Genomic DNA, 10,903 nt, shown 5'->3' on the forward strand with positions numbered 1-10,903 from the left:
TCCCCCTATTCTTCGTAGCTTTCCAAACGTGCGTCGAAGTCTTCTTCTGACTCATTGAAACGCATGACATGGATGTCTTCTGGTTCAAAAGATAAGCCAACTTGACTGCCTTCGCGCGCTTTTTTCGTTGAGTGGACCATCCATTCATTTTGTTGCTCATCATAGCAAATGATTTCATAGTGGACGCCACGGAATAGTTGAGTATCAACTGTCACGACTAATTTCCCTTTATCTGGTGTAGTGATGGTTAGATCTTCTGGACGAAGCACGACTTCAACTGGTTCGTTGACGCGCATCCCACCATCGACACACTCAAATTGTTTACCAACAAACTCAACTAAGTTATCTTCGATCATCACGCCATTGACGATATTACTTTCACCAACAAAATCTGCCACGAAATGGTTGATCGGTTCATCATAAATATCTACAGGGGTGCCACTTTGGACGATTTTCCCTTTGTTCATCACAAAAATCTCATCACTCATTGCTAACGCTTCTTCTTGATCATGCGTCACAAAAATAAAGGTGATTCCTAAACGTTGTTGTAGTTCACGCAACTCATATTGCATATCTGTCCGTAACTTTAGATCCAAGGCTGATAACGGTTCATCCAACAACAAGACTTTCGGCTCATTGACGATGGCTCGCGCGATGGCTACCCGTTGGCGTTGTCCCCCTGACATCTCGCTGATCTCTCGCGTTTCATATCCAGGTAATTGCACCATACGTAATGCGTCTTTGACTTTTTTTTCGATTTCTGATTTAGGCATTTTTTTGATTTTCAATCCAAATGCCACATTATCAAATACATTCATATGAGGAAATAAGGCGTAATCTTGGAAAACCGTGTTGACTTGGCGTTTATTCGCCGGCAGATCGTTTAGTCGCTTTCCTTCGAAATAGATATCTCCTTCGGTTGCTTCCGTAAATCCTGCAATGATTCGTAAAATCGTTGTTTTCCCACAACCAGAAGGCCCTAACAATGTATAAAATTTCCCTTGCTCGATCTCAAAACTGACATTCTTTAAAATTGTTTCATCATCATAGCTTTTTACGACTTGATCGAATGATATGATTGGTTTTCCCACTTTTTCTGCCCCCTATATTACAAGTATGATTCGGTTGCGACGATCAATACCTTAGTTTGTTTATTTTGATGATTGCGTAATTGATGCTGTGTCGTTGCCTGATAGTACATCGATTGACCTTTTTTTGCTACATACTCTCGTTCACCCAAGCTTAGCGCAATCTCCCCTTCCAGAACAAAAATAAATGTCTCTGAAAGTGAAGGTTCAAAGGTTTTATATTCACCAGCTGTATCAAATGTCAATAAAACTGGTTCCATTTCTTTTTCGTTGGAATCTGTCACTAACCATTCCAGTTCGTACCCATTCTCTTCATCGTAATAAACGGTACGATCTTCTTTCGTATAAACGATTTGAAGGTTGGGTGTTTCTTGATGAAAAAATGCTTCTGGGGTAACTCCTAAGACTTCAAGAATAGAGAAAAATGTTTCCATCGATGGCGAACTTAGATCCCGCTCAAGCTGTGAGATATAGCCCTTTGATAAATCTGTCCGCTCCCCTAATTCTTCTTGTGTCAAATTTTTTTGGATACGCAGATTTCGTAACTTCTCACCAATTTCCATTTATCTCTGTCCCCCTACGTAAAGTTTTCTAATAGTAAACTCCAAGTTTACTACCACCTGTATTAGTATACAAATTTCCGCTGAAAAAACAACCCTTTTGCTTGAATTTTCTTTGTACTTTTTCGGCTGTCTCAAACTTTTTTTAGAAGAAATTAATCAGCAAACTACTAGAAAATGAAACGCTTTATGGTATGATTAAGGAAAATTTTGAAAGGAGTACCTTCTATCTAATGAACACATTTAAACAGTTTCAAGTAAACAACGAGCCTACTTTTCATACAAGCATCGTTGACAAAGAATTTCCTGAGCTGACTAATAATGAAGTTTGGGTAAAAATCGCATACTCAGATGTCAATTATAAAGATGCGTTAGCTTGTAGTGAACATGGACAAGTGATCCGTCACTATCCAATGACTCCCGGAATTGATTTTTCTGGTGTCGTCATGAAAAGCTTGGACAAACGATTTCAACCAGGAGATCAAGTTCTAGCAACTGGCTATGGGTTGGGTGTTAGCCAACCTGGTGGCTATAGCGATTACCAAAAAGTATCTGGAGATTGGCTTGTCCCTCTTCCAGAAACGATGACCTTACGTCAAGCAATGGTTCTAGGCACCGCTGGTTTGACTGCTGCACTTTGCGTGAATGCTTTACTTACCCAAGGAATGAAAGCAGAGGATAAAGTGATTGTTACTGGTGCCTCTGGCGGAGTTGGTAGTGTGGCAATTGCCATGTTGCATAAAATGGGCTTTCAGCAAATCACCGCATTTTCTCGTAAAGAAGAAGCAAAAACTTGGCTACAGAAACTAGGAGCGACTCAAGTTGTTCATCCAGAAGCCTTTCTACCAGAAAAAAATAAACCTTTAGATAAACAACAAGTCGATTATGTGATCGATACTGTTGGGGGCGAACAGCTCACACGATTATTGCCTTTGATTGCTTATGATGGCGCAGCTGCTCTCTGCGGCAATGCGGGGGGCATCAAATTGACAACGACTGTTTTACCTTTCATTTTACGTAATATCCAGTTGATCGGTATCGATTCAGTCAATGTTCCTCATGAAAAACGCTTGAATATCTGGCAACAACTAGCGGACCTATCTGTAACAGATCATTTAGTCGTCAACGAGATCACCTTAGATCAATTGGAAGAAACGACCAAAAAAATCCTTGATGGGACACACCAAGGAAGAACACTTGTCACTGTAGGTGAAACAATATGAAGGTATTGATCACCGCTGGTGGCACAAGCGAACGAATCGACCAAGTCCGCTCGATTACAAATCATTCGACTGGACGATTGGGCCAAGCAATCGCAGAAGCCTTTCTGGCTCACGAGACGGTGAGAATCGACTACGTGACGACACGATCTGCTGTAAAGCCTACTGCTTCTGAGCATTTGAAGATCCATCTTATCGAATCTACTCAAGACTTATTGACTACATTAGAACGATTGATGCAAGAAAATACCTATGATGCCATTATCCATAGCATGGCAGTTAGTGATTTCACACCAGCTTTTAGTCTTTCTGAACAACAGTTTGCTGAGCGCTTGAATAAAGAGGCGTTGACTCCTGGTTCACTGCCTTCATGGTTTGCAGAAACAGAACGGACCGCTAGTAAAGAAGCAAAGATTTCATCTGATACGGACTATCTATTTTTGACCTTGAAGAAAACACCGAAGATCATTCGTTCATTACGCCAATGGCAACCAAATGCTGTCATCGTTGGTTTTAAATTATTAGTCGATGTCTCGAAAGACCACTTATTAGAAGTAGCTAAAAAAAGTTTGATCACCAATCAAACCGATTATGTTTTGGCCAACGACTTGACTCAAGTCAGTGAAACACACCACCATGGCTATTTATTATCTAAAAATGGAGAAGTCATAGAAGCCAATACCAAGCAAGAGATTGCAAATTGTATCGTTACCGCGATTCTAAAATAAGGAGGAATTCACGATGAAAAAAATCCTATTAGGCGTATCTGGCAGTATCTCTGCTTATAAAAGTGCAGATATCACAAATCAACTAGTCAAACTCGGTTATCAAGTCGATGTCATCATGACAAAAAGTAGTACCAAATTTATTACACCTTTAACATTGCAATCCCTTTCAAAACGTGCTGTCCACACGGATGTCATGCAAGAAAATGATCCTTCAGTCATCAACCATATCGAGCTAGCTAAGCAAGCTGATTTATTTCTGATCGCACCGGCTACCGCGAATATTATCGGAAAACTCGCAAATGGTCTAGCGGATGATCTATTGTCCACTGTCGCCATGGCACTATTACCAGAAACACCAAAATTGATTGCACCGGCGATGAATACTAATATGTACCAACATCCGATCAATCAAAGGAATCTAACGACGCTAAAAGAAATCGGTTATCAAGAGATTGAACCTAGAGAATCCCTCTTAGCTTGTGGTGATTACGGAAAAGGTGCTTTAGCGGATAACCAAATCATTATCGACCAAGTCACACTTCTGCTGAATCAGAGGTCGGTCTAGTATCTAAGGAGTTATGATGAAAAATACCAAAAACTTTACTTTAACTGCTATGTTTTTAGCAATTATGATTTTACTCGCTGTCACGCCTCTCGGATTTATTCCGATTGGGCCAATCAACGCAACAACGATGCATATCCCGGTCATCGTCGCTTCAATTATTTTAGGCCCTCGGCTGGGTGCTTTTCTCGGTGGCACATTTGGTTTGATCAGTCTGATTCGCAGTACGTTCATACCAACACCGTTATCTTTTGTTTTCTCACCGTTTATTCCGGTGATCGGCACAGATCAAGGAAGCTGGAAAGCCTTGATCGTTGCCTTAATACCTAGAATCCTGATCGGTGTTGTTCCTTATTTCGTTTATAAAGGAACACAGCGATTGACAAAAAATAAAGTAAGTCCGCTCTCATTGTTTCTCGCAGGAATTGCTGGTTCTCTGACCAATACGATTTTAGTGATGAACTTGATCTATTTTCTATTCCAACAAGATTATGCACAGGTTCTTGGGACAAATATCAATGCAGTCTATTCAGCTGTCTTAGCGGTCATCTTTACTAGTGGCGTACCAGAAGCAATCGTCGCTGGTTTAGTCACAGCTGCGGTATCTACCGTTTTACTACGAATGATTCGTTAATGATCGGATTGAAAAACCAAAAAAGAGTGATGCGGTATGCTAGCTCTTTTTTGGTTTTTTTGTTGATAAGTGTTTAGTCCTGAATTTTTTATCTTTTGGTGTTACCATGATTGATACAGATATGTAGCGAAAGGATGAAGAAAATGAATATTTTTGTAGTAGGAGCAAACGGACAAATCGGGCGTCATTTGATCCAAAAACTCGGAACAACCGAACATCAAGTTTACGCGGGTGTACGAGATGTTGCCAACCAAGCGATTTATGATGAAGAAAATATCGCCTATGTTCCCTTTGATTTAACTTGGTCTTCAGAAAAAATGGCGGAAGCCTTTCAAGAGAGTGAACTTGTCATCTTTGCTGCTGGTTCTCAAGGAAAAAATCTTTTACAAGTTGATTTAGACGGCGCAATCAAAACAATGATTGCAGCAGAGCAAGCAAATATCTCTCGTTATTTGATGATCAGTGCGGCTTTTGCGGATAACCGTGAAAAATGGCCTGAGTCAATGACTGATTATTATATTACCAAATATTATGCAGACGAATGGTTGAAAAATCAGACATCATTAGATTATGTCATATTACAACCTGTAGCTTTGACGAACGACGATGAGGTCACTTCGATCCAATTGACCAAACCAGACGAAAAACCAGCTCAATCGATTACCAGAAAAACGGTAGCAGAAGTTTTAGCAGCGTTAGTGGATCAACCAAACATCACAAAAACAACTGTTGTTCTATCTGAAGGATCAGCTACAGTATCGGATGCCATCAAACAACTTGTTGAGGAGGCTTGATCATGCGTGGAATCTCTATGAAACATCCCGGTTCAGCAGACGTTTTGACTGAAGTGGATGTCCCTAGACCTATTCCAAAAGCTGGGGAGTTATTGTTAAAAGTCCACACCGCTGCGGTCAATCGTACGGATATCATGCGTCGCGAAAATACTGCACTTCAAGCGCCTTACCCGATCTTAGGTGTAGAGGTTGCTGGTGAAGTCATTGAAAATGCAAGTGACCGTTCTGAGTTTTCAACTGGAACGAGAGTCTATGGTTTAGTGAATTTAGGTGGCTACGCAGAATATGCCGTAATCCCAGCAGATCGAGCAATCCTCTTGCCCGATTCCCTTGACTACGTTTCAGCCGCTGGTATCGCTGAAGTTTTCTTAACTGCCTATCAAACCTTGTATTGGTTAGGAAAACTCCAAAAAAATGAGACTGTCTTGATCCATGCTGGTGCAAGTGGTGTTGGTACTGCAGCGATCCAATTAGCCAAACAGTATTCGCAAGCACGCGTCATCGTTACCGCAGGTTCAGCTGAAAAGTTAGCCTTTTGCCAAGAATTAGGCGCAGATGAAATAATCAACTATAAAACGCAAGATTTCGCAGAGGAAGTAAAAAAGATGACTGAGGGGAATGGCGTTGATGTCATCTTAGATTTCGTCGGTGCCTCTTATTGGGAGAAAAATCTGTCATCGATTGCTGTAGATGGTCGCTGGGTCTTGATCGGCACACTAGGAGGCACAACAGTTGAGTCTCTTGACCTAAGATTTTTGTTACAAAAAAGAATCCAATTGATCGGTACGCTATTGACACCAAGAAGTGACGAGTACAAAGCAAAACTGACCCAAGAGTTTATGAAAAACATCGATCCTTATTTTGAAACCGGTGCGATCCGTCCAATCATCGATCGAACCTTTCCATTATCAGAAGCAAAAGAAGCCCATGAATATATGGAAGCCAACAAAAACGTTGGAAAAATCATTTTGACGGTCAGCGAATCTTAAAAAGAGAACCTAGGGCATGGGAAGTGACACTATAATAAGATACAATTAAAAAAGAGCACCTCAAATTTAGTAAAATAAATTTGGAGGTGTTTTTATCATGACAAAACATAATTATTATCCCAAAGAATTAAAGATTCAGATTGTTAAACGTTTGCTGGCAGGTGAATCAGCTACTGCGCTTCGAACAGAGTTCCATATCCCTAGTACTGGAACCATTTTTACTTGGAAAAAATGGTATCTTACTAATAATTTAAAAAGGCTTGATTCTTCTTCTGGTCGTCCTAGAAAAGAACAACTGACAGTCTTACAAGAACTAGAAGAAAAGAACAAGGAACTGTCCCTCTTAAAAAAATTTTTCTCTCAGGAAAGGTGGTGACATTAGAAAACATCGTTCACTTTATTAACCAGCATACCAATGAATTGTCAATTGTACGCTTGACGGAGTTATTTGGTATCTCAAGAAGTACCTATTATCGCAATCGGAATCGAGAGTTTTCTGCACTCACTTCAATTGAAAAACGTGTTCATCAGTTAGTTGTGGCAAACCATTTCTTATTTGGTTATCGCAAAATCCATGCTTTATTGAATCGAGAAATGTTTGTAGGTATTAATAAGGTTGCACGAATTATGAAAAAATACGGATGGAATTGCCTTGCTAAAGTGAAAAAACGTAAACATGCTGGGAAAATACACAAAACCTTTGATAACCTTATCCAAAAGAATTGGACGACAAACCAACCAATGGAAAAACTAACCACAGATATTACTTACTTGCCCTTTGGCAAATCCATGTTATATCTTTCTACCATTATGGACACCTTCAATAGTGAAATTGTTGCTTATCAATTGTCTGAACAAGCGGATACTCAATTAGTCGTAGACACATTCAATCAATTAAACCATTTAAAAGAAACAACTATTTTGCATAGCGACCAAGGATCAACTTACACTTCGAAGGTATTCTGCGAACTTGTTAAACAAAAAAACGTTATCCAAAGTATGTCCCGTAAAGGAACACCTTCAGATAACGCTCCGATAGAATCGTTTCATTCCTCACTAAAGTCTGAAACGTTCTACATTTCAAAAGAACCAATAGGCTCTAATAATAGAGTAATCGAAATTGTCGAAAATTACATCTATTTTTGGAACAATCAACGAATTTTAGCCAAATTAGGCTATAATTCTCCAATTGACTATCGAATGAAAGGCACAAATTGAGTTGCTCTTTTTATTTTGTATCAAAAAATAGTTGCACTTCCATGAGCCTTAGGTTCTCTTTTTATATCATTCCTATTATTGTGCAGAGACAAATTTTGCTGCTTGTTGTCCTGCTTGACGTCCGAAAATAATGATTTCCGCTACAGAGTTTCCGCCGATGCGGTTTTCACCATGTAAGCCACCTGTGACTTCACCTGCTGCGTAAAGGCCAGTGATCGGTTGTCCGTCTTTATCCACAACTTCTGTGTTTGTATTGATTTTGATTCCACCCATCGTATAGTGGATACCAGGTGCGATTTTGATCGCATAGTAGTTTGGTTTAGACAGATCATGCTCCATTGCTGTCGTACGACCAAATGCTGTATCGTCTTGATTGGCAACTTCTTCGTTCCAAGTCGTAACAGTTTGTGCTAATGTTTCTGCTGGTAAGTTGATTTTCTCTGCCAATTCTTCAATCGTCTCACCTTCAGTCACATAACCTTTTTCATCATAAAACTCAATGGCTGTTGCGCGATCGCGTACCCCTTGGTCAAAAATCAAATAAGCAGATTTTTCTGGCAATGCAGTGATTGCAGCTGATACTTTGTCTCGTGTATTCATTTCATTGACGAAACGCTCGCCATCTTGATCGACTAAGATCGCTCCTTCACCACGTACCACTTCCCCGATCAAGAATCCTTCGTCTTGTTGAACCGTTGGATGGATCTGGATCTTATCCATATCGACCGTTTGACCGCCTAATTTTTCAATCATCTTGATCCCATCGCCTGTTGATCCCACTTGATTCGTCGTTACATATCCTTCCAGATCTGGACGGTAAGTTTGGATGTATTCCTCACTCGCACCGAATCCACCAGTTGTAACAACTACAGCCTTACCAGTGATTTCTTTTGGTTCTTCCCCTTGCACTTGAACTGTTACTTGGTTGACTGTATCTCCCGTTTTTTGGATATCTGTCACTTCAGTATTTACAAAAATCGGGATTTGGCGTTCGTGGACATTTCGTAATAACCCATCGACTAAATAACCACCAATCGCAGAACCATCAGAAGGGCGATGTGTTCGTCTTTCGCTCATTCCACCAGTGATCGTCAAGTTATCTAATTTAATGCCATTTTCATCTAACCACTCGATTGCAGCAGCCGAATGATCGACAAAATAGCGTAACATTTCTTTATCATTTGTGCCATTCGCACCTGATAATGTTTCTTCATAAAAGGCGTCGTTCGAATCAGTGATACCTTCTTCTTCTTGGAATTTTGTTTCAGATGCGTTCATTCCACTTGAAGATTTTAATGTATTTCCACCAGCAACTGGCATTTTTTCAAAAATGACTGGATTCAAGCCTGCATCTTTTGCTTCGATTGCAGCTGCCATACCAGCTCCTCCTCCACCGACGATGATCAAATCATATTCTTCTTTCATCTCAGCTGGATTTGTGTAAGTTTGAGCAGATGCTCCGGATGATACTTCTGTTGATTCTTTTGTGGAAGAGCTACTGGATGCAGATTCTTTTTCATCAGGCGTACAGGCACCTAAGGCAAAAATTGCTGTAACTGTCAGTAACCCTTTAATTGTTTTCTTCATAGTTGTCCTCCTAAAATTTAACACTTACCCCATCATAAGTGATAGCATTCACAAATTCAACCAACAATTTATATTTTCCGTACTACTGTTATCTTTCTCTTTTATAAATAACCATTAATATTCCAAAATTTTCAAGTTTTCGTTAGTAACTATCGAAAAACAGTCAAGTTTCTTGAATAAATAGTCAGGCAAAAAAAAAATTTTTTTTTGATCCAAACAGAAGATTTGGGCTTTTTTCATTAGACAAGTATAATCGATATGAAACACGAAGGAGTTCATTTATGAAATTTATCAAACATTTTTTTTCAAAAGGGAGTAAGTCCGCCGGGAAGGTCACTCATGCGATTTACATCATTTTACGTATCATTGTGGTGGTCATGCTCGTCGACCAATTGATCGACCGGAACATGGGGAATATCATGCTCTTATTATTAACTTTATTATTGTTTGAAATCCCCTATTTACTAGAAAAATTACTAAAGATCCAAATCCCTAACACACTGGAAATCATCATCTTATCCTTTATTTTCAGTGCCACTGTCTTGGGTGAATTAAGTGACTTTTATGGCTACTTTTCACTATGGGACACAGCGTTACACGCACTAAGCGGCTTCCTAGCAGGTGGTGTTGGCTTTTCTCTTGTCTACCTCTTGAACAAAAATACGAAAACAATGAATCTGACGCCATTACTAGTTGCACTAGTGTCATTTTGTTTTTCCATGACTGTCGGTGTGTTTTGGGAATTTATTGAATTCTCTGCAGATCAAGTCTTACAGATGGATATGCAAAAAGACAATTATGTTGATCAGATCAACAGTGTCAAATTAAGCGAGGATGGCAACACCGTATATAAGATCAAAGATATCCAACAAACAACCGTCACATATAAAGATGAGCATGGCAAAACCAAAGAGTATGTCATGGCAGATGGGTACTTGGACATCGGGATCTTAGATACGATGAAAGATTTATTCGTCAATTTTATCGGAGCCCTTGTCTTCAGCGTTTTCGGTTATCTTTATACACGAAACGATTATCGGAAATTTACGTTCATCCGGAACTTCATTCCTAGAAAAAAAGGTGTGACCACACGGATGGATACTGCTGGAAACAAAAAAGAGTAGCTGGAGAAAAAGTAAAATTGGTTTTTGTTTTTGATCTCAAGCCCAAATAAGCGGCTGGACCATAAAGTGATAATATCCAGAAATAAGGTGAAATCCGCAGAAATTCTAAGAGTAATTTTTGTGGATTCCACCTTATTTTTCAAGACCAAACACTTCTGACCCACCCTTTTTTATTGTGTAGGATAAATAGCCATGATCTTTTGAAGATCTGTTTTTTCTGTCTGTTGTAAACCAATCACAAAAACAATGATTGACACATTTATCTAATGAATGGCCTAAATCATTCGAACGATTAGGATAAATTGCTAAGCTTGGCAGAAATACCTGCTTGGAATCCTACTAAGATATTTTACGCTCGAAATGGACAAGTAATGAACATGAGGTTCTTTTCCGTGCAAA

12 protein-coding genes are annotated in these 10,903 nt (G+C 39.5%); 9 read left to right on the forward strand and 3 right to left on the reverse strand.

What is annotated here, in order from left to right; genetic code table 11:
* Positions 1 to 5: 5 nt before the first annotated feature.
* A complete protein-coding gene (locus IGJ00_RS11670) occupies positions 6 to 1,091 on the reverse strand; it encodes an ABC transporter ATP-binding protein (protein WP_065095582.1) in 1,086 nt (361 codons plus the stop codon).
* Between the two features lie 17 nt (positions 1,092 to 1,108).
* The gene (locus tag IGJ00_RS11675; RefSeq protein WP_065095581.1) at positions 1,109 to 1,651 is read right to left on the reverse strand and encodes a helix-turn-helix domain-containing protein; all 543 of its coding nucleotides are present in this window, start codon (positions 1,649 to 1,651) and stop codon (positions 1,109 to 1,111) included.
* A gap of 230 nt (positions 1,652 to 1,881) precedes the next feature.
* On the opposite strand from IGJ00_RS11675, the gene IGJ00_RS11680 reads away from it, so the two are divergent.
* The 8 genes from IGJ00_RS11680 (at position 1,882) to IGJ00_RS11715 (ending at position 7,793) form a co-directional block, all read left to right on the forward strand.
* The gene (locus IGJ00_RS11680; protein WP_065095580.1) at positions 1,882 to 2,871 is read left to right on the forward strand and encodes an acrylyl-CoA reductase family protein; all 990 of its coding nucleotides are present in this window, start codon (positions 1,882 to 1,884) and stop codon (positions 2,869 to 2,871) included.
* Entirely contained in the window at positions 2,868 to 3,596 is a 729-nt protein-coding gene (locus IGJ00_RS11685) for a phosphopantothenate--cysteine ligase (RefSeq protein ID WP_271553568.1), read from the forward strand. Before IGJ00_RS11680 ends, IGJ00_RS11685 begins: the two co-directional genes overlap by 4 nt.
* 13 nt (positions 3,597 to 3,609) lie before the next feature.
* Positions 3,610 to 4,161, forward strand: coding sequence for a phosphopantothenoylcysteine decarboxylase (gene coaC / locus IGJ00_RS11690; protein ID WP_034690286.1), 552 nt, complete (start codon positions 3,610 to 3,612; stop codon positions 4,159 to 4,161).
* Positions 4,162 to 4,177: 16 nt separating this feature from the next.
* Positions 4,178 to 4,792: an ECF transporter S component gene (locus tag IGJ00_RS11695; RefSeq protein ID WP_438844448.1), complete on the forward strand. Its 615-nt coding sequence runs from the start codon at positions 4,178 to 4,180 to the stop codon at positions 4,790 to 4,792.
* 143 nt (positions 4,793 to 4,935) lie between these two features.
* Entirely contained in the window at positions 4,936 to 5,586 is a 651-nt protein-coding gene (locus IGJ00_RS11700; protein ID WP_161642028.1) for an NAD(P)-binding oxidoreductase, read from the forward strand.
* A gap of 2 nt (positions 5,587 to 5,588) precedes the next feature.
* On the forward strand, positions 5,589 to 6,575 hold the full coding sequence (locus IGJ00_RS11705; RefSeq protein WP_071867905.1) for an NAD(P)H-quinone oxidoreductase: 987 nt from the start codon (positions 5,589 to 5,591) through the stop codon (positions 6,573 to 6,575).
* Positions 6,576 to 6,672: 97 nt separating this feature from the next.
* Complete coding sequence (locus IGJ00_RS11710; protein WP_066025821.1) at positions 6,673 to 6,951, forward strand: helix-turn-helix domain-containing protein; 279 nt, start codon at positions 6,673 to 6,675, stop codon at positions 6,949 to 6,951.
* Positions 6,948 to 7,793, forward strand: a complete 846-nt coding sequence (locus tag IGJ00_RS11715; protein ID WP_171845009.1) for an IS3 family transposase — start codon at positions 6,948 to 6,950, stop codon at positions 7,791 to 7,793. The genes IGJ00_RS11710 and IGJ00_RS11715 overlap by 4 nt, the downstream gene beginning before the upstream one ends.
* 75 nt (positions 7,794 to 7,868) lie before the next feature.
* Here the strand turns inward: IGJ00_RS11715 and IGJ00_RS11720 are convergent, their stop codons facing one another.
* Positions 7,869 to 9,380, reverse strand: coding sequence for a flavocytochrome c (locus tag IGJ00_RS11720; protein WP_438844449.1), 1,512 nt, complete (start codon positions 9,378 to 9,380; stop codon positions 7,869 to 7,871).
* Positions 9,381 to 9,661: 281 nt separating this feature from the next.
* Between IGJ00_RS11720 and IGJ00_RS11725 the strand changes: the two genes are divergently transcribed.
* Positions 9,662 to 10,504: a hypothetical protein gene (locus tag IGJ00_RS11725; protein ID WP_023520102.1), complete on the forward strand. Its 843-nt coding sequence runs from the start codon at positions 9,662 to 9,664 to the stop codon at positions 10,502 to 10,504.
* Positions 10,505 to 10,903: the final 399 nt, after the last annotated feature.

It is taken from the genome of Enterococcus sp. AZ062, from assembly GCF_051715065.1.
Classification (GTDB): domain Bacteria; phylum Bacillota; class Bacilli; order Lactobacillales; family Enterococcaceae; genus Enterococcus_B; species Enterococcus_B mundtii.

Coding starts and splice junctions, on each gene's coding strand:
- IGJ00_RS11675 (WP_065095581.1), bottom strand. CDS start 1,651: ATGGAAATTGGTGAGAAGTTACGAAATCTGCGTATCCAAAAAAATTTG.
- IGJ00_RS11680 (WP_065095580.1), top strand. CDS start 1,882: ATGAACACATTTAAACAGTTTCAAGTAAACAACGAGCCTACTTTTCAT.
- IGJ00_RS11685 (WP_271553568.1), top strand. CDS start 2,868: ATGAAGGTATTGATCACCGCTGGTGGCACAAGCGAACGAATCGACCAA.
- coaC (WP_034690286.1), top strand. CDS start 3,610: ATGAAAAAAATCCTATTAGGCGTATCTGGCAGTATCTCTGCTTATAAA.
- IGJ00_RS11695 (WP_438844448.1), top strand. CDS start 4,178: ATGAAAAATACCAAAAACTTTACTTTAACTGCTATGTTTTTAGCAATT.
- IGJ00_RS11700 (WP_161642028.1), top strand. CDS start 4,936: ATGAATATTTTTGTAGTAGGAGCAAACGGACAAATCGGGCGTCATTTG.
- IGJ00_RS11705 (WP_071867905.1), top strand. CDS start 5,589: ATGCGTGGAATCTCTATGAAACATCCCGGTTCAGCAGACGTTTTGACT.
- IGJ00_RS11710 (WP_066025821.1), top strand. CDS start 6,673: ATGACAAAACATAATTATTATCCCAAAGAATTAAAGATTCAGATTGTT.
- IGJ00_RS11720 (WP_438844449.1), bottom strand. CDS start 9,380: ATGAAGAAAACAATTAAAGGGTTACTGACAGTTACAGCAATTTTTGCC.
- IGJ00_RS11725 (WP_023520102.1), top strand. CDS start 9,662: ATGAAATTTATCAAACATTTTTTTTCAAAAGGGAGTAAGTCCGCCGGG.